Annotated in this window: 23 protein-coding genes and 3 pseudogenes; 17 read left to right on the top strand and 9 right to left on the bottom strand. The window is 55.6% G+C overall.

What is annotated here, in order from left to right; translation table 11 throughout:
* Window positions 1-37 precede the first annotated feature (37 nt).
* Window positions 38-1,699: a methyl-accepting chemotaxis protein gene (locus IM294_RS01065; protein ID WP_126817420.1), complete on the top strand. Its 1,662-nt coding sequence runs from the start codon at window positions 38-40 to the stop codon at window positions 1,697-1,699.
* Window positions 1,700-1,726: 27 nt separating this feature from the next.
* Here the strand turns inward: IM294_RS01065 and smrA are convergent, their stop codons facing one another.
* Together smrA and IM294_RS01055 are read right to left on the bottom strand one after the other, a co-directional pair.
* Window positions 1,727-2,290, bottom strand: a complete 564-nt coding sequence (gene smrA, locus IM294_RS01060; protein ID WP_045630204.1) for a DNA endonuclease SmrA — start codon at window positions 2,288-2,290, stop codon at window positions 1,727-1,729.
* Between the two features lie 355 nt (window positions 2,291-2,645).
* Window positions 2,646-3,557 (bottom strand): LysR family transcriptional regulator, encoded by a 912-nt coding sequence (locus IM294_RS01055; protein WP_045261470.1) that lies wholly within the window; start codon window positions 3,555-3,557, stop codon window positions 2,646-2,648.
* A 175-nt stretch (window positions 3,558-3,732) separates the two neighbouring features.
* Between IM294_RS01055 and IM294_RS01050 the strand changes: the two genes are divergently transcribed.
* The 7 genes from IM294_RS01050 (at window position 3,733) to uspE (ending at window position 10,907) form a co-directional block, all read left to right on the top strand.
* The gene (locus tag IM294_RS01050) at window positions 3,733-5,043 is read left to right on the top strand and encodes a M20 family metallo-hydrolase (protein WP_126817423.1); all 1,311 of its coding nucleotides are present in this window, start codon (window positions 3,733-3,735) and stop codon (window positions 5,041-5,043) included.
* On the top strand, window positions 5,043-6,488 hold the full coding sequence (locus IM294_RS01045) for a M20 family metallopeptidase (RefSeq protein ID WP_126817425.1): 1,446 nt from the start codon (window positions 5,043-5,045) through the stop codon (window positions 6,486-6,488). Before IM294_RS01050 ends, IM294_RS01045 begins: the two co-directional genes overlap by 1 nt.
* Before the next feature lie 41 nt (window positions 6,489-6,529).
* Window positions 6,530-8,056 (top strand): p-aminobenzoyl-glutamate transporter, encoded by a 1,527-nt coding sequence (abgT, locus tag IM294_RS01040; RefSeq protein ID WP_045261473.1) that lies wholly within the window; start codon window positions 6,530-6,532, stop codon window positions 8,054-8,056.
* Between the two features lie 10 nt (window positions 8,057-8,066).
* Window positions 8,067-8,582, top strand: coding sequence for a methylated-DNA--[protein]-cysteine S-methyltransferase (gene ogt / locus IM294_RS01035; RefSeq protein WP_028012946.1), 516 nt, complete (start codon window positions 8,067-8,069; stop codon window positions 8,580-8,582).
* A gap of 183 nt (window positions 8,583-8,765) precedes the next feature.
* Window positions 8,766-9,518 carry a fumarate/nitrate reduction transcriptional regulator Fnr gene (gene fnr, locus IM294_RS01030; RefSeq protein ID WP_006174991.1) on the top strand — a complete coding sequence of 251 codons (753 nt, stop codon included), beginning with the start codon at window positions 8,766-8,768 and terminating at the stop codon, window positions 9,516-9,518.
* 176 nt (window positions 9,519-9,694) lie between these two features.
* Window positions 9,695-9,847, top strand: coding sequence for a hypothetical protein (locus IM294_RS01025; protein ID WP_223824746.1), 153 nt, complete (start codon window positions 9,695-9,697; stop codon window positions 9,845-9,847).
* 109 nt (window positions 9,848-9,956) lie between these two features.
* Window positions 9,957-10,907, top strand: coding sequence for a universal stress protein UspE (gene uspE / locus IM294_RS01020; RefSeq protein ID WP_028012944.1), 951 nt, complete (start codon window positions 9,957-9,959; stop codon window positions 10,905-10,907).
* 40 nt (window positions 10,908-10,947) lie between these two features.
* Here the strand turns inward: uspE and IM294_RS01015 are convergent, their stop codons facing one another.
* The 3 genes from IM294_RS01015 to pntA form a co-directional block, all read right to left on the bottom strand.
* Complete coding sequence (locus IM294_RS01015) at window positions 10,948-12,057, bottom strand: mechanosensitive ion channel family protein (RefSeq protein ID WP_126817427.1); 1,110 nt, start codon at window positions 12,055-12,057, stop codon at window positions 10,948-10,950.
* Between the two features lie 106 nt (window positions 12,058-12,163).
* Entirely contained in the window at window positions 12,164-13,552 is a 1,389-nt protein-coding gene (gene pntB / locus IM294_RS01010; RefSeq protein WP_013096868.1) for a Re/Si-specific NAD(P)(+) transhydrogenase subunit beta, read from the bottom strand.
* 10 nt (window positions 13,553-13,562) lie between these two features.
* Window positions 13,563-15,092: a Re/Si-specific NAD(P)(+) transhydrogenase subunit alpha gene (pntA, locus tag IM294_RS01005; RefSeq protein WP_028012942.1), complete on the bottom strand. Its 1,530-nt coding sequence runs from the start codon at window positions 15,090-15,092 to the stop codon at window positions 13,563-13,565.
* Window positions 15,093-15,627: 535 nt separating this feature from the next.
* On the opposite strand from pntA, the gene ydgH reads away from it, so the two are divergent.
* The 3 genes from ydgH to folM all read left to right on the top strand — a co-directional run bounded on the left by ydgH (window position 15,628) and on the right by folM (window position 18,901).
* Window positions 15,628-16,572 (top strand): DUF1471 family protein YdgH, encoded by a 945-nt coding sequence (gene ydgH, locus IM294_RS01000; protein ID WP_028012941.1) that lies wholly within the window; start codon window positions 15,628-15,630, stop codon window positions 16,570-16,572.
* A gap of 184 nt (window positions 16,573-16,756) precedes the next feature.
* On the top strand, window positions 16,757-18,139 hold the full coding sequence (locus IM294_RS00995; protein WP_028012940.1) for an amino acid permease: 1,383 nt from the start codon (window positions 16,757-16,759) through the stop codon (window positions 18,137-18,139).
* Window positions 18,140-18,178: 39 nt separating this feature from the next.
* On the top strand, window positions 18,179-18,901 hold the full coding sequence (folM, locus tag IM294_RS00990; RefSeq protein WP_028012939.1) for a dihydromonapterin reductase: 723 nt from the start codon (window positions 18,179-18,181) through the stop codon (window positions 18,899-18,901).
* Here folM and IM294_RS00985 read toward each other — a convergent pair.
* Window positions 18,898-19,233: a GlpM family protein gene (locus IM294_RS00985; protein WP_014883596.1), complete on the bottom strand. Its 336-nt coding sequence runs from the start codon at window positions 19,231-19,233 to the stop codon at window positions 18,898-18,900. The two genes, folM and IM294_RS00985, sit on opposite strands and share 4 nt — an antisense overlap.
* A 128-nt stretch (window positions 19,234-19,361) precedes the next feature.
* On the opposite strand from IM294_RS00985, the gene rstA reads away from it, so the two are divergent.
* Together rstA and IM294_RS00975 are read left to right on the top strand one after the other, a co-directional pair.
* Window positions 19,362-20,078 (top strand): two-component system response regulator RstA, encoded by a 717-nt coding sequence (gene rstA / locus IM294_RS00980; RefSeq protein ID WP_028012938.1) that lies wholly within the window; start codon window positions 19,362-19,364, stop codon window positions 20,076-20,078.
* A gap of 244 nt (window positions 20,079-20,322) precedes the next feature.
* Window positions 20,323-20,583, top strand: coding sequence for a hypothetical protein (locus IM294_RS00975; RefSeq protein ID WP_069732373.1), 261 nt, complete (start codon window positions 20,323-20,325; stop codon window positions 20,581-20,583).
* A gap of 175 nt (window positions 20,584-20,758) precedes the next feature.
* Here the strand turns inward: IM294_RS00975 and IM294_RS00970 are convergent.
* Window positions 20,759-20,905, bottom strand: a pseudogene (locus tag IM294_RS00970) (DJ-1/PfpI family protein); the annotation flags it as partial.
* Between the two features lie 326 nt (window positions 20,906-21,231).
* On the opposite strand from IM294_RS00970, the gene IM294_RS00965 reads away from it, so the two are divergent.
* The gene (locus IM294_RS00965) at window positions 21,232-21,618 is read left to right on the top strand and encodes a hypothetical protein (protein WP_126817429.1); all 387 of its coding nucleotides are present in this window, start codon (window positions 21,232-21,234) and stop codon (window positions 21,616-21,618) included.
* 42 nt (window positions 21,619-21,660) lie between these two features.
* Here IM294_RS00965 and IM294_RS00960 read toward each other — a convergent pair.
* Window positions 21,661-21,837: pseudogene (locus IM294_RS00960) on the bottom strand (KilA-N domain-containing protein); the annotation flags it as partial.
* A 32-nt stretch (window positions 21,838-21,869) separates the two neighbouring features.
* On the opposite strand from IM294_RS00960, the pseudogene IM294_RS00955 reads away from it, so the two are divergent.
* From IM294_RS00955 to tus, 3 genes and pseudogenes are all read left to right on the top strand, one after another.
* Window positions 21,870-22,121 (top strand): annotated as a pseudogene (locus tag IM294_RS00955) (tyrosine-type recombinase/integrase); the annotation flags it as partial.
* A gap of 29 nt (window positions 22,122-22,150) precedes the next feature.
* Entirely contained in the window at window positions 22,151-23,449 is a 1,299-nt protein-coding gene (gene rstB, locus IM294_RS00950) for a two-component system sensor histidine kinase RstB (protein ID WP_028012933.1), read from the top strand.
* A 73-nt stretch (window positions 23,450-23,522) separates the two neighbouring features.
* On the top strand, window positions 23,523-24,452 hold the full coding sequence (gene tus / locus IM294_RS00945; RefSeq protein ID WP_126817431.1) for a DNA replication terminus site-binding protein: 930 nt from the start codon (window positions 23,523-23,525) through the stop codon (window positions 24,450-24,452).
* Here the strand turns inward: tus and fumC are convergent, their stop codons facing one another.
* Window positions 24,453-25,847, bottom strand: a complete 1,395-nt coding sequence (fumC, locus tag IM294_RS00940; RefSeq protein ID WP_126817433.1) for a class II fumarate hydratase — start codon at window positions 25,845-25,847, stop codon at window positions 24,453-24,455.
* Between the last annotated feature and the right edge of the window lie 93 nt (window positions 25,848-25,940).

Below are 25,940 nucleotides of genomic sequence, written 5' to 3'. Positions count from 1 at the left end.
GGGTGTACCTCTGCATCTTTTCTAACGGACGACCGCTATGCTGAAAAATCTGCACGTGATTACCGGAATTATCTTTGCCCTCACCATATTCTGTCTGCTGCAAGTTGTCACGGGAGGGTTGTTCTACTCTGCCGTCAGCAACGATCGCCATAACTTCCAGAACTCCGGCGTGCTGAATGCCCAGCAGGAAAGCCTGAGCGACAGCGTGAACACGCTGGTGAAAACGCGCGTTACCGTCACCCGCGTGGCAATCCGCTACCTGAAGAACCAGCGCGACCCGGCATCCCTTGCCGCGATTAACAAACTGCTCGGCACCGCAGGCGACTCGCTGGCTAAAGCTGAAGCCTATAACAAAGAATGGCAGAAAATGCCGCAGGTTAACGGCCAGAATGCGGCGTTAACCGACGAGATGCAGAAGTCATGGAATCAGATGCACGAGGTGATGCGTTTGTCGATTGAGTATCTGCGTGCCGACAACTACCAGGCCTATGGCGATCTGGACGCTCAGCAGGCCCAGGACGACATGGAAGCGGTCTATAACCGCTGGCGCGCCGAGAACAACACGCTGCTGAAGGCGGCAACCGAAGAGAACCAAAGCAGCTTCACGCAGATGCAGTGGACGCTGGCAGCCATTTTCCTGGCCGTTATCGCCGTGCTGGTGGTGATCTGGCAGGGTTTACAGCACCTGCTGTTAAAACCGCTCAACGCCATCATGAACCATATTCGCGCCATTGCGGGAGGCGATCTGACGCAGGATATCACCCTCTCTGGCCGCAATGAGATGGGCCAACTGGCGGCTGGCCTGCACGAGATGCAGCAGTCGCTGGTGACGACCGTCAGCGCCGTACGCGGCAGCACCGACTCCATCTACACCGGCGCGGGTGAAATTGCCGCAGGGAGCAACGATCTCTCCGCCCGCACCGAAGAGCAGGCCTCCTCGCTCGAAGAGACAGCCGCCAGCATGGAAGAGCTGACCGCAACGGTTAAACAGAACTCCGATAACGCCCGTCAGGCGACGCTGCTGGCGAAGAATGCCTCTGAAACAGCGGCTCGCGGCGGCCACGTCGTGGATAACGTGGTGCGCACCATGAACGAAATTGCCGACAGTTCGCAGCAAATCGCTCATATTACCGGCGTGATTGACAGCATTGCATTCCAGACCAACATTCTGGCGCTTAACGCCGCGGTGGAAGCCGCACGCGCAGGCGAGCAAGGCCGCGGGTTTGCGGTTGTCGCCGGTGAAGTTCGTACGCTGGCCAGCCGCAGCGCGCAGGCGGCGAAAGAGATCAAAGGGCTTATTGAGAACTCCGTCAGCCGGGTGAACACCGGTTCTGAGCAGGTCAGCGAAGCGGGCGCGACCATGAAGGAGATTGTCGCCGCCGTCACCCGCGTCACCGATATCATGGGCGAGATTTCGTCCGCATCGGATGAGCAGAGCCGCGGAATTGAGCAGGTGAGCCTGGCCGTGTCGCAGATGGACAGCGTGACGCAGCAAAACGCCGCGCTGGTGCAGCAGTCGGCCACGGCGGCAGCGGCGCTGGAAGAACAGTCCGAACAGCTGCGTCAGGCCGTGGCCGCGTTTCGTCTGAACGGTAAAGCAAACGCCACCGCCCCACGCCCGGCCAACGTTAAAACACCGCAACTGCTGCGTCCGGCAACGGCTAACGCCACCTCCGACAGTAACTGGGAAACCTTCTAAGCCTCAGGCGGGCGAAGATATCGCCCGCTAACGGCTGCGCTTGGCGTGCCGTTCCCAGTTCTCCTGCTTCGCGTCGTCGGATTTTCGCAGGGAAACATAGCAAGCCCCGCTGCCGCCGTGATGCGGCAGCGCCACGCAGAACGCCTGCACTTCCTCGAACTCGGTTAACCAGCGTGCCAGATAGCTACGCACCACATTAGGATGCGAATTTTGCTCGCGCCCTTTCCCGTGGATGATGATGAGGTTACGTAATCCGTCACGACTGGCCTGGCGAATAAAGGAATACAGCATCTGGCGGCAGCGTTCAGCGGGCTGACGCAACAGATTTAAGCTGGCCTGTCGGGAGTATTTACCCGAACGCAGCTTATCAATAACGCCCTGCTGGACGCCTTCGCGCTGGAACGCCAGCGGCTCGTCAAGCGGCAATAGCTCAAGGAAACCCAGGGTCAGAAAGTTGTCGAGCTGTTCGGTATCGATGTCCTGGCGAGCCCGGGTATTACGGCTTTGCTGCCAGTGGATATCGGTGCAGCGTTTCAGGGGCTGGACATCCTCCATGGCGTCAAGAAAAAGGGATTTGTCGTCAGGGTTCATGGAAATCCTCCGGCTACATCTGGGCTTGTACTATACCTGCGCCAGACAGGTGTCTCAATAACCCTTAGAAGATGAGGCACGAGATAAATATTAACCCGATGAATATATATAGTCATTATAAAATGTACTTAAACCTGACTTAACTAAAACCCCAACAACAGTAAAATAGGTGATTTGCGTTAAATTTTTCTAAAATCAGTCATTCACCTTCCTTTCATTTTTCGGGAAAGGTGTTATAACTAAATTTACCTGCCTCATGGATATAATACCCAGGACTTGCGAAAGGACGCACTGCTGTGTGTACTATAGGGTCTGTCTGATGTCGGGCAGACTCTGTTTTTTTATTATGCGACATTCACCCTGAAATTATTTTTCTCGCTTCCCTTCTGAATTGCGTAATTAATGATTCGGCAAGCGGAGTTTGACGAGAATCACGGCGCTGAATTAAATAATATGCGGCTTTTGGAAGCGACTCGGCAACCGGCAGAATGACCAGACGGTGCGCCAGCAGCGGATCACAGCCTAACTCCTGTGGAAGGATACTTAAAAAATCACTTTGCGCAACAAGGCTAATGCAGGAAGAAAAGGTTTCGCACACTACGCCAATCCGCGGTATTTGCGAGCGGTGGCTAAATAGATCTTCTAATTGCTTATAATAACTTCCCCGCGGCGTTGGCATTGTCCAGTTATAATGCAGCAGATCGTTAATGGATGTTGCCCCTGTCGCCGGATGCCCTTCCCGGCAAAATACCGCAAACGGTTTTTCGAAGAGTTTTTCAAACGTAAACTCATGGTCGTAAGGCCCCTGATAATAGGTGTTGATGGTGAAGTCCAGTTCGCCCTGGCGTAATTCATTGATCATCGACACCAGCTGCCCTTCCATAATTCGCACTTTAACCTGCGGGTGCTGGGCGTGAAAACGGGTGATGACGGCGGGCATCAGGCTGCGTGACACGCTGGCCCCCATCCCGATATTGATCTGCCCGGCCAGATCCCCCTGCCGCTGGCGAATGTCATCCTGCGCCGCACGCAGCTCTTCCAGAATCAGCCTGGCGCGCTGGTAAAACCCTTCCCCGCACTCGGTCAGCGCAACGCCTTTACTCCGGCGAACAAAAAGCTGCGCCGCCATGCCCTCCTCCAGCTCTTTGATGGATTTGGTCAGCGCCGGCTGCGAGAGATTCAGCGTCCGGCTGGCACCGCGAATACTGCCCTGACGCGCCACTTCAACAAACGCCCGGATTTGATGAAATTTAATCTGAAATGACATAGCCCAACCGATAACCGTTGTTTATCAGAGTAAAGAAACTGTCATCTACTTTAATGGAAAGGGATGTGCGAGGGTAATTCCTGAACGGTTAAAACTGTGAAAAAACGGTTAGTGATAAGTAAAAACTATCACAGCGTGAAGCAGTTCACATTTTTTAATGATGACAGGAACAGATATGGACACACTGGCGAAGTACATCCAGACATTAGCCCCCCAGCTGATCGCATGGCGTCGCGATTTTCACCTTTTTGCGGAATCCGGCTGGGTAGAGTTCCGTACCGCCGCAAAGGTCGCGGAAATTCTTGACTCCCTGGGCTACGAACTGGCGATGGGTCGCGACGTGATCGATGCCGAAAGCCGTATGGGGCTGCCCGATGAAGCCACCCTTTCGCGAGAGTTTGCCCGTGCGCGGTCACAGGGCGCGCCTGAGAAATGGCTGGCACCGTTTGAAGGCGGATTTACCGGCATTGTGGCGACCCTGAATACCGGACGACCGGGCCCGACGCTGGCGTTTCGCGTCGACATGGATGCCCTTGATTTAAGCGAAGCGCTCGACGACAGCCATCGCCCGTTCCGCGACGGTTTTGCCTCCTGCAACGCGGGAATGATGCACGCCTGCGCGCACGACGGCCACACCGCCATTGGCCTGGGGCTGGCAAAGGTGCTTAAGCAGAACGAAGCGCAGCTCAACGGTACCGTCAAGCTGATTTTCCAGCCTGCCGAGGAAGGCACCCGCGGCGCTCGCGCCATGGTCGCCGCCGGGGCGCTGGACGGCGTGGATTATTTTACCGCCATCCATATTGGTACCGGCGTCCCCGCCGGAACGGCGATCTGCGGCAGCGATAACTTTATGGCAACCACCAAGTTCGACGTGAACTTTACCGGCGTTGCCGCACACGCGGGCGGCAAACCGGAGGATGGACGTAACGCCCTGCTTGCCGCCGCGCAGGCCGCCCTCGCCCTGCACAGCATCGCCCCGCACAGCGAAGGCGCTTCCCGCGTCAACGTCGGCGTGATGCAGGCGGGTAGCGGCCGCAACGTGGTGCCCGCAAATGCACTGATTAAGGTTGAAACCCGCGGCGAAAGCGAAGCAATAAACCAGTATGTCTTTGAACGTGCGCAGGCTGTCATTACCGGCGCGGCCGCGCTCTATGGCGTGAGCGCGGAGATGCGCCTGATGGGGGCCGCCACCTCCAGCGCGCCGACGCCGGCCTGGGTTGATTACCTGCGTGAACAGGCGAGCCAGGTATCGGGAATTGTGCACGCAATCGATAAGGTGAAAGCGCCAGCAGGCTCTGAAGACGCCACGCTGATGATGGCCCGCGTGCAGCAGAACGGCGGCATGGCGTCGTATATGGTGTTCGGCACGGATTTGAGCGCCGGACATCACAACGAAAAATTCGACTTCGATGAGCAGATCATGGCTGTCGCCATTGAAACGCTGGCGCGAACTGCGCTCAATTTCCCGTGGACGCGAGGTGTGTAATGCAGGAGAACTACGCTTTTATTGCCGATGCCATCGACACGCGATGTCAGACGCTAACCGATATTGCCGACGCGATTTGGGATCATCCCGAAACCCGCTTTGAAGAGTTCTGGTCCTCCAGACGGCTCGCTGACGAGCTGGAAGCCGAGGGCTTTACGCTGACCCGCGAGGCTGGCGGTATCCCCAACGCGTTTATCGCCAGCTTCGGCAGCGGAAAACCGGTTATCGCTCTGCTGGGCGAGTACGACGCGCTGGCCGGGCTAAGCCAGCAGGCGCACTGCGCGACGGCGCAATCCGCCACGCCGGGGGCGAACGGCCACGGCTGCGGGCATAACCTGCTGGGTACCGCGGCGCTTGCGGGCGCGGTGGCGATAAAAAGCTGGCTGGAGCAGCACGGCGGCAGCGGAACGGTGCGTTTTTACGGCTGTCCCGGTGAGGAAGGCGGCTCCGGGAAAACCTTTATGGTACGTGAAGGTCTGTTTGATGACGTTGATGCCGCCGTCACCTGGCACCCGGAGGCCTTTGCCGGGATGTTTAACGTCAGCACGCTCGCCAACATTCAGGCGGCCTGGCGTTTTCACGGCGTGGCGGCACATGCAGCCAACTCGCCCCATTTAGGGCGCAGCGCGCTGGACGCCGTGACGCTGATGACTACCGGCACCAACTTCCTTAACGAGCACATCATAGAGAAAGCGCGCGTCCATTACGCCATCACCGACACCGGCGGGATTTCGCCCAACGTGGTGCAGGCGCAGGCTGAAGTGCTGTACCTGATCCGCGCCCCGGAGATGGCCGACGCGCAGCAGATCTACCAACGCATCGAAAAAATTGCCCAGGGCGCGGCGATGATGACCGAAACCACCGTCGAATGCCGCTTTGATAAGGCCTGCTCCAGCTACCTGCCGAACCGCACGCTTGAGGCTGCGATGTACCGCGCGTTGCAGCACTACGGCACGCCGGAGTGGACCGATGAAGAGCGCGACTTTGCCCGCGAAATCCGCGCCACGCTGACGCCCAACGATCTGCAGAACAGCCTGAAAAACATTGCCGCCACGGGGGGAGAAGCAGGCAAAGCCTTTGCCCGCCGCCATCAGGAGACGCTGCTGGTGGATGAAGTCGCGCCCTATGCCATCACCGATAACGTGCTGGCGGGTTCAACGGACGTGGGTGACGTCAGCTGGAAAATGCCGGTCGCCCAGTGCTTCAGCCCCTGCTTTACCGTCGGCACGCCGCTGCACACCTGGCAACTGGTGGCGCAGGGACGAACCTCCATCGCCCACAAAGGCATGCTGCTGGCCGGGAAAGTGATGGGCGCAACCGCACTCAATCTGCTGCAGGATGCAGACCTGCTGAAAACATGCCGTGAAGAGTTCGAACAACAAATAGAAGAAAAACCGTACGCGTGTCCGATCCCATCGGGCGTGACACCGTCACCTTTAAAATAAAAAAACACAACACAACAACACAACACTCCCGAGGAACGCCCATGAGTATGTCATCCATACCTTCGCATTCCCCATCCGGTAAGCTCTATGGCTGGGTTGAAAGGATCGGCAATAAAGTGCCGCACCCTTTCCTGCTGTTTATCTATCTGATTGTGATTTTGATGGTTGCCACCGCCGTGCTCTCGGCCTTTGACGTCAGCGTGCGCAGCCCGGCAGACGGCAGCCTGGTGGCGGTGAAAAACCTGCTCAGCGTTGACGGGCTGCACTGGTTTTTACCGAACGTGATCAAAAACTTCAGCGGTTTCGCTCCGCTGGGGGCCATTCTGGCGCTGGTGCTGGGCGCCGGGCTGGCTGAACGCGTGGGCTTGTTACCCGCGCTGATGGTAAAAATGGCATCCCACGTCAGCGCGCGCTATGCCAGCTACATGGTGCTGTTTATCGCCTTCTTCAGCCACATTTCATCCGATGCCGCGCTGGTGATTATGCCGCCGATGGGGGCGCTGATCTTCCTCGCCGTCGGGCGCCATCCCGTGGCGGGTCTGCTGTCGGCCATTGCGGGCGTGGGCTGCGGCTTTACCGCCAACCTGCTGATCGTCACCACCGACGTGCTGCTCTCGGGCATCAGCACGGAGGCGGCGAAAACCATTGATGCGGCCATGCACGTCAGCGTGATCGACAACTGGTACTTTATGGCCAGCTCGGTGATTGTCCTGACGATTGTCGGCGGGCTGATTACCGATAAGATCGTCGAGCCGCGTCTGGGCAAATGGGAAGGCCGTAGCGATGAAAAGCTGGAGACGCTGAGCAAAGAGCAGCGCTTCGGCCTGCGCGTGGCCGGGCTGGTTTCGCTGGCGTTTATCGCGCTGGTGGCGCTGATGGTGGTGCCGGAAAACGGCATACTGCGCGATCCGGTTAAGCATACCGTCCTGCCGTCGCCGTTTATTCAGGGCATCGTGCCGCTGATTATTCTCTTCTTCTTTGTCGTTTCGCTCGCCTACGGTATCGCTACCGGCAAAATCCGCCGTCAGGGCGATCTGCCGCAGCTGATGATCGAGCCGATGAAAGAGATGGCGGGCTTTATCGTAATGGTATTCCCGCTGGCGCAGTTTGTGGCGATGTTTAACTGGAGCAACATGGGCAAGTTTATGGCCGTGGGCCTGACCGACGCGCTGGAGGCTGCCGGATTGAGCGGCGTACCGGCGTTTGTCGGGCTGGCGCTGCTGTCATCCCTGCTGTGCATGTTTATTGCCAGCGGCTCCGCCATCTGGTCAATTCTGGCGCCGATCTTCGTGCCGATGTTTATGATGCTCGGGTTCCACCCGGCGTTTGCCCAGATCCTGTTCCGCATCGCGGACTCCTCGGTGATCCCGCTGGCGCCCGTCTCACCTTTCGTTCCGCTGTTTTTAGGCTTCCTGCAGCGCTATAAGCCCGAGGCCAGACTGGGTACCTACTATTCGCTGGTTTTACCCTACCCGCTTATCTTTTTAGGGGTATGGCTGGTGATGCTGGTGGCATGGTATCTTGTCGGCCTGCCGATTGGGCCGGGGATATACCCGAGGCTAAATTAAAGGATTGAAAATGCTGAGATTACTCGAAGATAAAATTGCGACGCCGCTCGGGCCGCTGTGGGTGATCGCGGACGAGCAGTTCTGCCTGCGCGCCGTTGAGTGGGAAGAGCACAGCGACCGCATGGAGGAACTGCTTGATATTCATTACCGCGCACAGGGTTATGAACGCATTAGCGCCACCAACCCGGGCGGGCTGAGCGACAAGCTGGCGGCGTATTTTGAAGGCGATCTCAGCATCATTGACACTCTGCCAACCGCCACGGCAGGTACCCCTTTTCAGCGCGAAGTGTGGCAGGCGCTGCGGTCGATTCCGTGCGGGCAGGTCATGCATTACGGCCAGCTCGCGGAGCAGCTAGGCCGCGCAGGCGCCGCACGCGCGGTGGGTGCCGCCAATGGCTCTAATCCGGTCAGCATTGTGGTGCCCTGCCATCGGGTCATTGGCCGTAACGGCACCATGACCGGCTATGCCGGCGGCGTGCAGCGCAAGGAGTGGTTACTGCGTCACGAAGGGTATCTCTTGCTGTAGATCCCAGGCTTTTTGTGCTTAATTTTCTACCGGTTAGGCTAAAAATCCATAATCAAGCTGTGGAATTTCAAGAAGATGGCAACACGTTGCCGTCTCTTGTCCTTATTGAGGGTTTGTCAGGCTTACGTACTTACCAAAAAGATGTTAAAATTGACCAATATCAATTAAGGCTTGAGCAAACCTATGATCCCGGAAAAGCGAATTATACGACGCATTCAGTCTGGCGGTTGTGCTATCCATTGCCAGGATTGCAGCATCAGCCAGCTCTGTATCCCGTTTACCCTGAATGAGCATGAACTCGATCAGCTTGATAATATCATCGAGCGCAAAAAGCCGATTCAGAAAGGGCAGACGCTGTTTAAAGCGGGAGACGAACTGAAATCGCTCTATGCTATCCGCTCTGGCACCATCAAGAGCTACACCATCACCGAACAGGGTGACGAGCAGATCACCGGCTTCCACCTGGCAGGCGATCTGGTGGGCTTTGATGCCATCGGCACTGGTCACCACCCGAGCTTTGCTCAGGCACTCGAAACCTCAATGGTTTGCGAAATTCCGTTTGAAACCCTGGACGATCTGTCCGGTAAGATGCCTAACCTGCGTCAGCAGATGATGCGTCTGATGAGCGGTGAGATCAAAGGCGATCAGGACATGATTCTGCTACTTTCCAAAAAGAACGCAGAAGAGCGCCTGGCCGCGTTTATCTACAACCTCTCCCGCCGCTTCGCCGAGCGCGGTTTCTCGCCGCGTGAGTTCCGTCTGACCATGACCCGTGGCGATATCGGTAACTACCTGGGCCTGACCGTTGAGACCATCAGCCGTCTGCTGGGTCGTTTCCAGAAGAGCGGAATGCTGGCCGTTAAGGGTAAATACATCACTATCGAAAACGGCGAAGCGCTGGCCGTTCTTGCCGGACACGCCCGCAACGTGGCGTAACTCTCCGCATGTTGATAACCAGACTGATAAATTCACGTGATTTATTGGTCTGGTATCATCGCTTCCGCTTTAAGTCATTTTCACCGTAGCACGTCCCCACACAGCGCCTGAAAGGTTGTCGTTGAGGTTATGAATTGAGAGAAAGTTTGTTTTTCGTTTCAGTCGTGATCGCCTCAGTGACCTTTATATTCATCTGGATCATGCTTGTCGGCCCGATGAAGGGGGAGGAAAAAACCTACGTACAGGATTCCACGACCTTTGCGATAGCGGTGATGGTGCTGCTGTTCATTGCGTTTATCGCGGTGACATCCACCGTGCTTTTCCTCTGATAAATTTTCATGAATTATTGATCTGGCAAAAGCTCCCCTCTGTTTCATTCAGGATATATAGGTTACTCTTTTAATTACAGACTGTGGTGACAGTAGTAAGGAGACCTGTATGGCCAAGTATCAAAACATGCTGGTAGCTATCGATCCGAATCAGGACGATCAGCCGGCATTACGACGTGCTGTGTATTTACATCAACGGATTGGTGGCAAAATCAAAGCGTTTTTGCCGATCTATGACTTCTCGTATGAGATGACCACCCTTCTGTCGCCTGACGAGCGCACCGCTATGCGTCAGGGCGTCATCAGCCAGCGTACCGCGTGGATCCGTGAACAGGCGAAGTATTACCTGGAAGCGGGCGTGCCTATTGATATTAAAGTGGTCTGGCATAACCGACCTTTTGAGGCCATTATCCAGGAAGTGGTTGCCGGTGGGCACGACCTGCTGCTGAAGATGGCGCACCAGCACGACAAGCTGGAGTCCGTAATCTTCACTCCGACCGACTGGCATTTGTTGCGTAAATGCCCTTGCCCGGTCTGGATGGTGAAAGACCAGCCGTGGCCTGAAGGCGGGAAAGCCGTTGTGGCGGTGAATCTCGCGAGCGAAGAGGATTATCACAATTCGCTCAACGAGAAGCTGGTGAAGGAGACCATCCAGCTTGCCGATCAGGTTAACCATACCGAAGTGCATCTGGTGGGCGCCTATCCGGTTACCCCGATCAATATCGCCATTGAGCTGCCGGAATTTGACCCAAGCGTCTATAACGACGCGATCCGCGGTCAGCACCTGCTGGCGATGAAAGCGCTGCGCCAGAAGTTCAGCATTGACGAGAACATGACGCACGTGGAAAAAGGGCTGCCTGAAGAGGTGATCCCGGATTTAGCCGAACATCTGCAGGCCGGGATTGTGGTGCTGGGCACCATTGGCCGGACCGGTATCTCTGCTGCCTTCCTCGGCAATACCGCCGAACAGGTGATCGACCATCTGCGCTGCGACCTGCTGGTCATCAAGCCGGATGAGTATCAGACGCCGATTGAGCTGGACGACCCGGAAGACGATTAACGTAAACATCAAAGCCCGCCGCTCCGGCGGGCTTTTCTCATCAGCTCTCCATTACCGGCTTCGTCTGTTCACCTGACTCATCCTGCATCCACGGCGCGTGCAATACCATGCTGGGCAGCGCCAGCTTAATCTCCTGGGCGTTCAGCCCTTGAAGAATACGGATATTGATCTCCTGCTGGATGTCCATGTATTTATTGTAATCCGCGGTATTAACGATATGGACAACTTCAAACGTCAGGCGGTCGCGGTCAAATCCCAGAAAATGGGCACGATCGAATTTTGTCTCGCCGACATCAGTAATGATCTGCCTGACCATATCCCCCACGTAGCGCAACTTATCGGGCGGCGTGTCGCTGGCAACGCCAAAGGTAAAGACGATGCGACGCGTCTGCATGCGTTTGTAGTTGTGAAGCGTCTGCTGAAGCAAAATGGCGTTACCGCAGACGATCTGCTCCCCGCTCAGGCTGCGGATACGGGTCGTTTTCAGGCCAATGTGCTCTACCGTCCCCGCCACGTCGTTGAACACCACAAAATCGCCAATTTCAAACGGCTTATCAAAGCCGATAGAGAGCGAGGCAAACACGTCGCTGAGGATCGTTTGTACGGCGAGAGCGATGGCAATACCCCCTACCCCAAGGCTGGCAACCAGAGCAGTGATGTTGACGCCCGCGTTAGCAAGGATAGACAGCAGCATCACTGACCAGACGATGGCACGGAGAATAAGCCCCGTGATCACCAGCGTGACCGGGTTTTTATGGCTTCCGGGCGCCAGCATGACGTGACGAAGCCACGACACCACCCCCTGATCCATCCACAGCGCCACCTGGATGGCGAAAACCAGGAACCAGGCGTGGCTCACGGTGCCAAAGAGATGATCCGGCAAGTCAACGAAACGCAGGCTGAAGAGCAGCGCCACCACAAACAGCAGGAAGCGGCTGGTGCGGTTAAGCATATCGGTCAGGATAAAACGCATCCGGTTGGTGGTCGGGTGCTTGTCGCCCCAGGTGGTGATGCCTTTCTTAACGAACGCGATCAGGCGCGTTAGCAGCCAGTACACCAGCAGCGTCACAAAGACAACCGTGGCGGCGCCTATCCAGAATGTCGGCGTCATCATCAGCGCGATGATGTCGAAGCGGGACAGAAATTGCATTACACCTCCTCGTATTACACAAAGGGTAAAGTATAGACAGAGGAGAAACGCTGGCCGCAGAAATAGGAAAACCGCCCCGAAGGGCGGTTTGTCAGGAGAAAGCGAATTACAGCGCTTTCAGAATCGCATCCACGCTGGCTTTGGCGTCGCCAAACAGCATATGGGTATTCTCTTTGAAGAACAGCGGGTTCTGCACGCCAGCATAGCCGGTGTTCATAGAGCGTTTGAAGACAATGACGTTCTGCGCCTTCCACACTTCCAGAACCGGCATCCCGGCGATTGGGCTGCGCGGATCGTCCTGTGCCGCCGGGTTAACGGTGTCGTTAGCACCAATAACCAGCACGGTGTCGGTGTCGGCGAAATCATCGTTGATCTCGTCCATCTCCAGCACGATGTCGTATGGCACCTTCGCTTCCGCCAGCAGTACGTTCATGTGGCCCGGCAGACGTCCGGCCACCGGGTGAATACCAAAGCGAACTTTGATACCGCGCGCGCGCAGCTTCTCGGTGATTTCCGCCACCGGATACTGCGCCTGCGCCACCGCCATACCGTAGCCTGGGGTGATGATCACTGAATGCGAGTTTTTCAGCATTTCTGCGGTGTCTTCCGCGCTGATCTCACGGTGTTCACCCACTTCTTCGTCAGAGCCGGTAGAAGATCCGTCAGAACCGAAGCCACCGGCGATAACGCTGATGAACGAACGGTTCATCGCCTTACACATGATGTAAGACAGGATGGCACCGGAAGAACCGACCAGCGCACCGGTGACGATCAGCAGGTCGTTGCTCAGCATAAAGCCCGCAGCCGCCGCTGCCCAACCGGAGTAGGAGTTCAGCATCGAGACAACCACCGGCATATCCGCACCGCCGATGGACGCCACCAGATGCCAGCCAAACGCCAGCGCGATGATGGTCATCACCAGCAACGCCAGTACCTGCAGGCCCACGCTTTCGGTACGCACGAAGACCACCAGAAGCACAAACGACACCACCAGCGCCGCCAGGTTCAGCTTGTGACGGTTAGGCAGCATCAGCGGTTTAGAAGAGATCTTACCGCGCAGCTTGCCGAACGCTACGATAGAGCCGGTGAAGGTTACTGCACCGATGAAGATACCGAGGAACACTTCGGTCAGATGAATGTTGACCAGAATCGGCTCCATGCCCGGTTCGTGATACAGGTAACTGTTGAAGCCCACCAGCACCGCCGCCAGGCCCACGAAGCTGTGCAGAATCGCCACCAGCTCCGGCATCTCGGTCATTTCCACGCGCTTCGCCAGGCGAATACCAATCGCGCCGCCGATGATCATCGCCACCAGGATCCACGCCACGTTGCCGGTATCCGGCCCGAAGATGGTGGCAATCAGCGCAATCGCCATCCCGGCGATACCAAAGTTATTTCCCTGCTGAGACGTTTCGTGTTTGGAAAGCCCCGCCAGACTGAAAATAAACAGGATTGCAGCAACAATGTATGCGGCTGTCACTAATCCTCCAGACATATGCTACCCCTTAGCCTTTACGAAACATTTTCAGCATGCGCTGAGTCACGGTGAAACCACCGAAAATATTGATACTGGCGATCAGCACCGCGATAAAGCTCAGGAAGCTGATCCAGCCGCCGTGTCCAATCTGCAGCAACGCCCCTACCACGATGATCCCGGAGATGGCGTTGGTTACCGACATCAGCGGCGTATGCAGCGCATGGGAGACGTTCCACACCACGTAGTAACCCACAACGCACGAGAGTGCGAAGACGGTAAAGTGGCCGAGGAACTCTTTCGGCGCGACGTCAGCCAGCCAGCCGAACAGAATAATGACCAGCGCCATGATGGCGTATTTGCGCCACGGAGAAGCCGGTTTAGCCGGTTCTTTTGGCTCGGGTGCCGCTTTTGGCGCAGCCTGGGGCTGGGCTGAAACCTGAATAGGCGGCGCAGGCCAGGTAATTTCACCTTCGCGAACGACGGTGACGCCTCGCACCACCACATCGTCAAAATCGACGGTGATGTTGCCGTCTTTCTCTTTGCAGAGCAGCTTCAGCAGGTTAACGAGGTTCGTGCCGTACAGCTGAGACGACTGGGTTGGCAGGCGGCCAGGCAGGTCGGTATAGCCGATCACCTTCACGCCGTTAGCGGTCGTGGTCACCTGATTGGCAACGGTATACTCGCAGTTACCGCCGTTTTGCGCCGCCAGGTCGACAATCACGCTGCCCGGCTTCATGGAGTCGACCATCTCACGGGTGATCAGCTTCGGCGCCGGTTTACCCGGAATAAGCGCGGTGGTAACAATAATGTCGACGTCTTTCGCCTGCGCGGCGAAGAGTTCCATTTCGGCTTTGATAAAGGCTTCGGACATCACCTTCGCGTAACCATCACCGCTGCCCGCTTCTTCCTTAAAGTCCAGCTCAAGGAATTCGGCCCCCATGCTCTGGACCTGTTCCTTCACTTCGGGACGGGTGTCGAACGCGCGCACGATAGCGCCCAGGCTGTTTGCCGCACCGATTGCGGCAAGACCCGCCACGCCCGCGCCAATCACCATCACTTTCGCCGGTGGAACTTTCCCCGCCGCGGTGATCTGGCCGGTAAAGAAGCGTCCAAATTCGTGAGCGGCTTCAACAATGGCGCGGTAGCCGGCAATGTTTGCCATGGAGCTCAGCGCATCCAGCGACTGCGCGCGCGAAATACGCGGCACGGAGTCCATCGCCATCACGGTCACGCCACGGGCCGCCAGCTTCTCCATCAGTTCAGGATTTTGTGCAGGCCAGACGAAGCTCACCAGCGTGGTGCCTGGATTCAGCAGCGCAATCTCACTCTCTTCCGGCGCGTTGACCTTCAGAATCACGGGCGACTGCCAGACTTCAGCACCGTCCACCACTTCCGCGCCAGCCTGAATAAAGGCTTCGTCATCGAAACTCGCCAGCTTGCCTGCGCCGCTTTCAACCGCGACGGTAAAACCCAGCTTAAGCAGTTGCTCCACCGTTTTCGGTGTTGCCGCTACGCGGGTTTCATTGGCTAACCGTTCTTTTGGTACCCCAATACGCATAGTTTTCCCTTCCATCGGTTTTTGATGATGGTTTGTCGATAAATGCCCGCGGTTTGTATCAATTTTCGCCAGCATGATAGCGACGAGAAATGAGTAACCCCGCAAAATAAAACAGTAACAAACTGTCTATAACCTACTGAAAATAGCGCTTGTGATCTACCGCCAGAAAACACTATTTCTTACTTTATCTGTGAAAAATAAGCGATCGACGTCACTGACAGTGATATTTACCTTAAATTCATCGCCAGAACCGATAAATCGCGCAAGCGAAGCGGTAAAAACATGATATAGCGCCATAAGAGAACAAGTTATTAACATTAAATTAACTTGTAAAAGTCATATGCTTTATCAGTTTTGCTTGTCAAACGCCTGTTTTTTCAACATATCACTAAATGTTATCGAATTCGGTAATTGAGTGAGCACAGGCAGTGAAAAATGGCGCAGACAGCGACGGGTTTTAAATGCCATAATCGGGGCCGTCTCAAATAAACAACAATACCAGTACATGGTTTGCGCAAGGCGAAGGATTATTTTTATGAAGCTTAAGAACACACTCCTGGCGTCCGCACTTCTCTGTGCGACCGCCCTGTCTGCGAATGCCGCAACAGAGTTAACGCCAGAGCAAGCGGCAGCGTTAAAACCTTTTGACCATACGGTCATTGTGGGTCGTTATAATTCTATTGGCGATGCCGTCGCCGCCGCATCAAAAGCCGCGGATAAAAACGGGGCGGCCTCGTTTTACGTAGTTGACCAGTCCGATTACGGCAACAGCGGTAACCAGCGCGTGACCATTGCGCTGTATAAAGATAATGCACCAAAGGCTGACGCGCCGAAAAATCGCGTGATCAACGGTATCGTTGAGCTGCCGAAAGACCAGGCCATTGAGCTGGAACCTTACGACACCGTTACCGTTCAGGGCTTCTATCGCAGCCAGCCAGAAGTGAACGATGCCATCACCAAAGCCGCGAAAGAGAAAGGTGCCTACTCTTTCTATATCGTGCGTCAGGTGGATGCTAACCAGGGCGGCAACCAGCGCATTACCGCATTCATCTACAAAGAAGATGCGAAAAAACGCGTTCTGCAGAGCCCGGATGCCATCCCTGCGGATTCTGAAGCGGGTCGCGCGGCGATAGCCAAAGGCGGCGAAGAAGCGAAGAAAGTTGAAATTCCGGGCGTAGCCACCTCTGCGGCGCCAAGCGCTGAAGTTGGCCGTTTCTTTGAAACGCAGTCCACGAAAGGTGGCCGTTACTCCGTGACGCTGCCGGACGGCACCAAAATTGAAGAGCTGAACAAAGCCACTGCCGCGCAGATGGTGCCGTTCGACAGCATCAAGTTTACCGGCAACTACGGCAATATGACGGAAGTCTCTTATCAGGTCGCGAAGCGTGCGGCGAAGAAAGGGGCGAAGTATTACCACATCACCCGCCAGTGGCAGGAACGTGGTAACAACGTGACCATCAGCGCCGATCTGTACAAGTAAGAAAACCGTTGACGAAAGGCGGCGCAATGCCGCCTTTTTTGTTACTTTTTTTGAAAATCTGCCACACATCATTGCATGCTTTCGTTACACTCCGTAAAATCCCGCGCCTTAGTGTGATCCACCATTTTTATGCGCCTTAGCGAAATAATTATTCTGGATTGGGACTTTTCATAACAGGAAGCCAATGGAAAAGAAACTTGGCCTGAGTGCTTTAACTGCACTTGTATTGAGCTCAATGCTGGGCGCGGGCGTATTCAGTTTACCGCAGAACATGGCGGCCGTCGCAAGCCCTGCCGCCCTGCTCATTGGCTGGGGCATTACCGGTGTCGGGATATTGCTGCTGGCGTTTGCCATGCTGTTGCTGACGCGCATTCGCCCGGATCTGGACGGCGGCATTTTCACCTATGCACGTGAAGGTTTCGGCGAGCTAATCGGCTTCTGTTCCGCCTGGGGCTACTGGCTGTGCGCGGTCATCGCCAACGTCTCTTATCTGGTGATTGTCTTCTCGGCGCTCAGTTTCTTTACCGATACCCCTGAGCTGCGCCTGTTTGGCGACGGCAATACCTGGCAGTCTATCGTCGGCGCCTCGGTGCTGCTGTGGATTGTTCACTGGCTGATTTTGCGCGGTGTCCAGACCGCCGCCAGCATCAACCTGGTGGCGACGCTGGCGAAGCTGGTGCCGCTTGGCCTGTTTATCGTGCTGGCCTTCATTGCGTTCCGTCTCGACGTGTTTTCGCTTGATTTCAGCGGCATTGCGCTGGGCGTTCCGGTCTGGGAGCAGGTGAAAAACACGATGCTGATTACCCTGTGGGTATTTATCGGCGTTGAGGGTGCCGTCGTGGTTTCTGCCCGCGCGCGTAATAAGCGCGATGTGGGCCGCGCCACGCTGCTGGCCGTCCTGGCGGCGCTGGGCGTGTATCTGCTGGTGACCCTGCTGTCGCTGGGCGTGGTGGCGCGTCCTGAACTGGCCGAAATGCGTAACCCGTCCATGGCAGGCCTGATGGTGAAAATGCTCGGCCCGTGGGGCGACGTGGTGATTGCCGCAGGGCTGATCGTCTCCGTCTGCGGCGCTTACCTGAGCTGGACCATCATGGCGGCTGAAGTGCCGTTCCTGGCCGCGACGCACAAGGCGTTTCCACGCCTGTTTGCCCGTCAAAACCAAAATAATGCGCCATCAGCCTCACTCTGGCTGACCAACATCAGCGTTCAGGTCTGTCTGGTGCTGATCTGGCTCACAGGTTCAGACTATAACACCCTGCTGACCATCGCCTCGGAGATGATTCTGGTACCCTATTTCTTAGTAGGTGCGTATTTGTTAAAAATCGCCACGCGTCCGGCGCACTATGTTGTGGGCGTAGGGGCCTGTATTTACGGCCTGTGGTTGTTGTATGCTTCCGGGCCGATGCATCTGCTGCTGTCGGTTGTGCTGTATGCGCCGGGTCTGCTGGTGTTTATCTATGCCCGCCGCACGCATCAGCTGGAGAACGCGCTGAAACGCCGTGAAATGGCCTTAATCGGGCTGTTACTGGTTGCTGCCGTACCGGCAACCTGGATGTTAATGGGATAGCATTGTCTTTCCCATTGTTGAACTGTAAAGGAGAATACGATGGGAAATGCACCGCTTCGCCCAATACTGATCACCGGTGGAGGCCGCCGTATCGGCCTCGCCCTCGCCCATCACTTTCTCAACCTTCGGCATCCGGTCATTGTCAGCTACCGTACGGAATACCCGTCGATTGAGGGGCTGCGCAAAGCCGGAGCGGTCTGCATTCAGGCTGATTTTTCCACCGACGAAGGCATTCTGGCCTTTGCCGAACAGGTTAAATCCACCGCGACGGGGTTGCGTGCCGTGATCCATAACGCCAGCGCATGGTGTGCCGAGAAGCCCGGCACGTCCCTCAGCGATACGCTCTCCGCCATGCTGCAGATCCACGTTAACGCCCCTTATCTGCTTAATCACGCGCTGCAGGATCTGCTGCGCGGCCACGGGCATGCGGCGGGTGACATTATTCACTTTACCGATTATGTGGTGGAGCGCGGCAGCGACAAGCATATCGCCTACGCGGCCAGCAAAGCCGCGCTGGATAACATGACGCGCTCCTTTGCCCGCAAGCTCGCGCCCGAGGTAAAGGTGAACGCCATCGCCCCGGCGATGATTTTGTTTAACGAACACGATGATGCGGAATACCGCCAGCAGGCGCTGAATAAGTCGCTGATGAAAATTGCCCCAGGCGAGAAAGAGGTGATCGACCTTGTAGATTATCTGCTCACCAGCTGCTACGTCACCGGCAGAACCTTTGCCGTGGACGGCGGTCGCCCGCTGCGCTAGTGAAAGCGGCTCCAGAAGAAGATTAACACCCAGGCGCTGAGCCCCCAGCAGACCACTGCCCCGCCCAGCGCCAGGGGAAGCCGCAGAAAACCGGTGAAATACCACAGGGAAAGCAGGTAGAGAAAGTACGGAATGATTGACCACATGCCAAACACGATGGTCGTGCGTAGCGCTTCCGTACCCCGCTCAGAGGCCACAATATAGTGGGCAATCAGCGCAAAGGTCGGGAACAGCGGGATAAGCCCGGCAATATAATAGTTTTTGGTTTTTGCCAGAATGCCAATCAGTAACACCACCAGCGCCCCCAGCGCGGCTTTGATCACCAGCCCCATATTTTTTCCTATAACAATCAAATAACAAGAAACGTCAGAATAACGGAAGCGGCGTTAATTTTGAAAGATTAATGGAAGGTTAAGGTTCCGCGGTGTATTTTGGCTTTTTTCACGAAAACAGACGCTGTATGAATAAGATTGTATATGTTGAAGACGAACCCGAAGTCGGGCAATTGATCGCCGCCTATCTGGGTAAACATGATATGGACGTCATTGTCGAGCCTCGCGGCGATCGTGCCGAAGAGGTGGTCGTCCGTGAAAACCCGGATTTAGTGCTGCTGGACATCATGCTGCCAGGCAAAGACGGCATGACGCTCTGCCGGGACCTGCGCGCCCGCTGGGACGGTCCTATCGTTCTGCTTACCTCACTGGACAGCGATATGAACCATATTCTGTCGCTGGAGATGGGCGCCAATGATTACATTCTGAAAACCACACCGCCTGCCGTCCTGCTGGCCCGCCTGCGCCTGCATTTGCGCCAGCACGCCAGCATCGAACGCGAAGCGCCCGCGCCGTCCCTGACGCCGCACAAAGCGTTGCGCTTCGGTACGCTGTCTATTGACCCGGTTAACCGCCAGGTCCTGCTTTCCGGCGAGCTTATCGCCCTTTCTACCGCAGACTTTGACCTGCTCTGGGAGCTGGCCACGCATGCCGGGCAAATCATGGACCGCGACGCGCTGCTGAAAAACCTGCGTGGCGTGAGCTATGACGGTATGGATCGCAGCGTTGACGTGGCAATTTCGCGATTACGCAAAAAACTGCAGGATAACGCCACCGAGCCCTACCGCATTAAAACCGTGCGTAACAAGGGTTATCTGTTTGCCCCGCACGCCTGGGAAACCTGATCGTCGGTTAGGATAATCTGCGCGAATTGAAGGCATTGCGCTAAAACGCCCTCCTTTCGCGCATTTATTTTTACGTTTGCGCAACATTTAACTTGCTAAGCACGCAAACTATTCCATAATTAGCTTCTCGACTCTCCTGTCTTCAGCTCATCCCGCTCTTGCGATCGTTTTACTCATTTTCGCCGTGAAGCTTTCACGACATCGCTCCCAGAAATCTTGAAATGAGGATTTAAGCCCATGAATTATGTATAGCTACGGTCAGGTAGAAGCGATAAAAACCAATCTTGAGTGGATTGTTAATCAGGCAACCCTTAACCACACCTCCCCCTCACGCACCGATCAAAAAGCGCTCTTTGACCTGCTGGAACTCATCCAGTCTTACGAAATACTGCTGGATCTCATCAGCGAATACGGGGCGGATGTGATTGATACGCACATTGCGGAAGGCCTGGCCGTGACCGAAAAACTCATCGCCAAGGTAAAAAACAGCGCGAAAGCCATATAACACGCTCGACAGACGTGAAAAACCCGAAGGGTTTTCATGTATATTCTGCACATAGCGTTTTTTCGGTGAGATCCAATGAAAAAGCTGTTTGTGCAGTTTAGTGTGCAGAAAACCTGCAATTTACTGGAAAGGCTATAGCTTCTCTCCCGTTCGCAAAGCTATTAACGGCTCGTTACAACGCATCTGCCTCTACGATTATTTGGGGATGCCTGACGGAAAGGGTTTTCGCACATGCCCAATGCGTGGTCACTCTTTTTCCATTTAGCTTTCCGGTGAGCGCCAGGAGTAATGCCCCCGTACAAACTGAACCAAACCGCTTGCTGCATAAGTTTGTAAAAAATTCAACACCTTCAGAAACAAATGCTCGCATCAGATTGATCATTTCAAAATTACCAGCAGTTAAATCGATTCCCTTACAGGTTTTATGCATCTGTCGATGTAAGTCATGAATGTCTATTTATCCACTCAAGGGAATAGCAGGTGATTTATCCGCTGTAGGGATATCTCTTTTAAATCCACTTACAAATGCGCTCGTGTTGGAAGAATTTCATGTATGGTATTCTTTAGTTGTTTATATTTAGTACATTGCCCACAGTAGTTACATCCTATGCTCAATTACATTGTCATTAATTAGTTAGCGAGATAAGAATGAAATCAAATGTAAAGTATACTTTTCATCACTTCGGCATCCCGTTACAGGATGGCGTTTTTGAAGGTGCATACAGCGAAAAAGCCGGGATGTATACAGTTGATAACCCAGGTCAGTTTCGTGTGCAGTGGCATAGATTTAAAGATAATTCTCCACTCCATAATCTGATAAAAACTGTGCCTCATGTCGCCTTCAAAGTGGACAACCTGCTAAGAGCTATCGAAGATGAAGAAGTCATTCTTGGTCCCTATGAGCCCATTGATGGTTTCTTTGTTGCCATGATTAATTACAATGGCGCACCGATTGAACTCATAGAAACTACACTCTCTGATGATGAAATCTGGGGAAGAGCAAGGTCCGGTCAAGGCGACCTTTACAGGAAGTAATTTTATCCGGGAGCCGTTGTGAAAAGGGCTCTCTGTGAATACTTATTTGAAGCCTGGCAAATAAATCTGAACTTCGCTCATCATCCACTCACGAGCCACATGAAGAAATTGTTTCCTACCACCAGCTTCCCACCGGGCCATTTTGCTGGCGCAATGACTAACCTCTTTCGTTTCGGTATTAATAATATGATCAAGCTTGTTCAGCCGAGAAATTGCTTCAAAACTCAAAGAGAAGACAGGCCTACCGAACGATAAAACGATCGGGCATTCGCCGCAGACGCCCTTATCAGCTGCGTCATACATACGCGTGCTGGATGTTGTCGGCAGGTGCTAATCCTGCTTTTATAGCGAATCAGATGGGTGATGAGAATGCAGAGATGGTCTTCCATGTATACTCTGCGTGGATAAATGTTCTCGATAGCGATCAGGTACCATTTTTGAATCAGCGCTTTGGCGGATATGCAAATGCCCCTATAGTGCCCCTGAAGGTCAAAACAAAGTAGTTAATTACTTGATGTCCCGGTGATATTTAATGAAAAAGCTGTTTGTCCAGTTTTATCTTTTACTGTTTGTCTGCTTCCTGGTGATGACCATGCTGGTAGGCCTGGTTTATAAATTCACCGCCGAACGTGCGGGCCGGCAGTCGCTGGACGATCTGATGAAAAGCTCGCTCTATTTGATGCGCAGCGAGCTAAGAGAGATCCCGCCACACGACTGGGCGAAAACCCTGAAAGAGCTGGATCTCAATCTGTCATTCGATTTACGCATTGAGCCGTTAAAAGATTTCGATCTGGACCCGCCCGCCATGCAGCGTCTGCGCGACGGGGACATCGTCGCGCTGGATGAGAAATACACCTTTATCCAGCGCATTCCGCGCAGCCATTATGTGCTGGCCGTCGGGCCGGTGCCCTATCTCTATTATCTGCACCAGATGCGCCTGCTGGACATGGCGCTGATGGCCTTTATCGCCATTTCGCTCGCATTTCCGGTCTTTATCTGGATGCGGCCCCACTGGCAGGACATGCTGAAGCTGGAATCCGCCGCGCAGCGTTTTGGCGAGGGGCATTTTACCGAACGCATTCACTTCGACAGCGGTTCCAGCTTTGAGCGTCTGGGCGTGGCCTTTAACCAGATGGCCGATAACATCAACGCCCTGATCGCCAGTAAGAAGCAGCTGATCGACGGAATTGCGCACGAGCTGCGCACGCCGCTGGTTCGCCTGCGCTACCGTCTGGAGATGAGCGAAAATCTGACCGAGGCAGAGAATCAGGCGCTTAACCGCGACATTGGCCAGCTTGAAGCGCTGATTGAGGAGCTGCTGACCTACGCGCGTCTCGACCGCCCGCAAAACGAGCTGAACCTCACCACGCCGGATCTGCCCGCCTGGCTGCAAACCCATATTGATGACGTTCAGAGCGTAAACCCGCAGCGCACGCTGTTGACGCGCGTCACGCCGGGTGACTACGGCGCACTCGATATGCGCCTGATGGAGCGCGTGCTGGACAACCTGATGAACAACGCCATGCGCTACAGCGAAAGTACGCTCCAGATTGGCCTGGATTTACAGGGCAACCGGGCCAGCCTGACGGTGGAGGACGACGGACCGGGAATTGCCCCGGAAGCGAGAGAAACCGTGTTTGAACCGTTTGTCCGCCTCGATCCCAGCCGCGATCGCGCCACCGGCGGATGCGGCCTGGGGTTGGCGATTGTCTACTCTATCGCGCAGGCGATGGGCGGCACGGTGCATTGTGAGGAGAGCGAGCTCGGCGGCGCACGCTTCTGTTTTAGCTGGCCGGTGTACCATAACATCGCCCTTCCCGTCCCTGCCTGACCTCAACCGCACGCTGGCCTGACCCGGCGTGCTGTGCTATATGATAAGTATGTTGTAACTAATGAGAGTGTTTATGGCGAACTACGATCTCATCGAACGGCTTAACGGCACGTTTCGGGAAATAGAACACGAACTCCTGACCCTGACCGAGCGTTTGCAGGCCTGCCGCCTGCTGGCCGCGCGCGTCTTTACCCTGCCGGATGTGGCTAAGGGAGCCGAGCACGATCCGCTGGACACCATCGAGGTCGAACAGCACATCGGCAGCGCGGCTCTTGAGCTGGCGCTAAAACACTATCGTCGCCTGTTTATCCAGCAGCAGTCAGAAAACCGCAGCAGCAAGGCCGCCGTGCGCCTGCCGGGGGTCATCTGCCTGCAAACCGATGCGACATCGCGCGAAGCGCTGGAAAGCCAGATTGCGCATATCAACACCCTGAAAGCGGCCTTTGAAAAGATCATCACCGAAGAGTCCGGCCTCGCCCCTGCCGCGCGGTTTGAGTGGGTGCACCGACAGCTTCCGGGGCTGATTACCCTGAATGCCTATCGGACGCTGACGGTACTGCGTCACCCCGCTACGCTGCGCTTCGGCTGGGCGAATAAGCACATCATTAAAAACTTCACCCGGGATGAGATTCTGGCCCAGCTGGAAAAAAGCCTGAAGACGCCGCGCACCGTCGCGCCGTGGTCGCGGGAGCAGTGGATTGAGCGCCTGGAGCAGGAGTACCACAGCATCGCCTCGCTGCCGGTGGATGCGCGCCTGAAGATAAAGCGCCCGGTGAAGGTGCAGCCTATCGCTCGCGTCTGGTATTCCGGTCAACAAAAGCAGGTACAGTATGCCTGCCCGACGCCGCTGATTGCGCTTTACGATGCCGATCAGGGCGCGGTGGTACCCGATATTGGGGAACTGCTGAATTATGATGCTGACAATGTTCAGCACCGTTACAGACCTCAGGCGCAGCCGCTAGAGCTGATTATTCCTCGGCTGCACCTGTACGTGGCGGGATGATTATTTCAGGCTGCCGACCATCGCTTCCGGGCGAACCCAGGCGTCAAACTCCGCCTCCGTGAGATAGCCCAGCGCCAGGGCGGAGGCTTTCAGCGTCAGCCCCTCTTTATGCGCTTTTTTGGCGATCTCGGCGGCCTTGTCGTAGCCAATATGGGTATTGAGCGCGGTGACCAGCATCAGAGATTCATTGAGCAGCTGGCTGATGCGTTCGCGATTGGGCTCAATTCCCACCGCGCAATGCTCGTTAAAGCTCTCCATCCCGTCCGCCAGCAGACGAACAGATTGCAGCACGTTGTGGATCACCATCGGGCGATAGACGTTCAGCTCGAAGTTGCCGGACGCACCGCCCATGTTGACGGCCACGTCGTTGCCCATCACCTGGCAGCAGAGCATGGTCATGGCTTCGCACTGGGTCGGGTTCACTTTACCCGGCATGATGGAGCTGCCCGGCTCGTTTTCCGGGATGCTGATTTCACCGATGCCGCAGCGCGGGCCCGAGGCCAGCCAGCGCACGTCGTTAGCAATTTTCATCAGCGAGGCCGCCAGCCCCTTCAGCGCGCCGTGGGTGTGGACCAGCGCATCGCAGGTCCCCAGCGCTTCGAACTTATTGGGCGCCGTGACGAACGGCTGTCCGGTGATGGCAGCAAGCTCCTCCGCCACGCGCACCGCGTATTCTGGATGGGTGTTTAACCCGGTACCGACCGCCGTCCCACCGAGCGCCAGCTCCGCCAGGTGCGGCAGGCTGTTCTCGATATGCTTCAGGTTGTGTTCCAGCATCGCCACCCAGCCGGAAATCTCCTGGCCGAGCGTCAAAGGCGTGGCGTCCTGCAGGTGCGTACGGCCAATCTTGACGATGTCGCGGAAGGCCTGCGCTTTCTCGTTAAGCGTGGATTTGAGCACGTTGAGCTGCGGGATAAGCTGCTCGCGAATGGCGATTACCGCCGCCACGTGCATCGCCGTCGGGAAAACGTCGTTAGAGCTCTGGCTTTTGTTGACGTCATCGTTCGGGTGGACCTTACGTTCCATGCCGCGCACGCCGCCCAGCAGCTCGCTCGCCCGGTTCGCCAGCACTTCGTTCATGTTCATGTTGCTCTGGGTACCGGAACCGGTCTGCCAGATAGCAAGGGGAAATTCGTCAGGATGCTTGCCCGCCAGCACTTCGTCTGCGGCGTTGATAATGGCGGTGGCTTTATCGGTGTCCAGCAGGCCCAAATCCTGGTTCACTTTCGCGGCGGCGCGTTTGGTCAGCGCCAGCGCCTGAATCAGCGAGACGGGCATTTTTTCGGTCGAAATACGGAAGTGCTCCAGCGAACGCTGGGTTTGCGCGCCCCATAGCTTGTCGGCCGGGACGTCGATGGCGCCCATCGAGTCTTTCTCATGGCGTACCGTGGTCATTACTTTCTCCTTGATAACAAAAGAGGGATTGCTCACATGCTTAAGGGATAAGTATTGATGACTTCTGAGAAACGGTATGGCGCTTTGTGCGCT

It is taken from the genome of Enterobacter cloacae complex sp. P43RS (assembly GCF_014930585.1).
Taxonomy (GTDB): Bacteria; Pseudomonadota; Gammaproteobacteria; order Enterobacterales; family Enterobacteriaceae; genus Enterobacter; species Enterobacter bugandensis.
The sequence above is the reverse complement of the archived record's forward strand: the minus strand, read 5'-3'. Positions and strand labels throughout refer to the sequence as shown.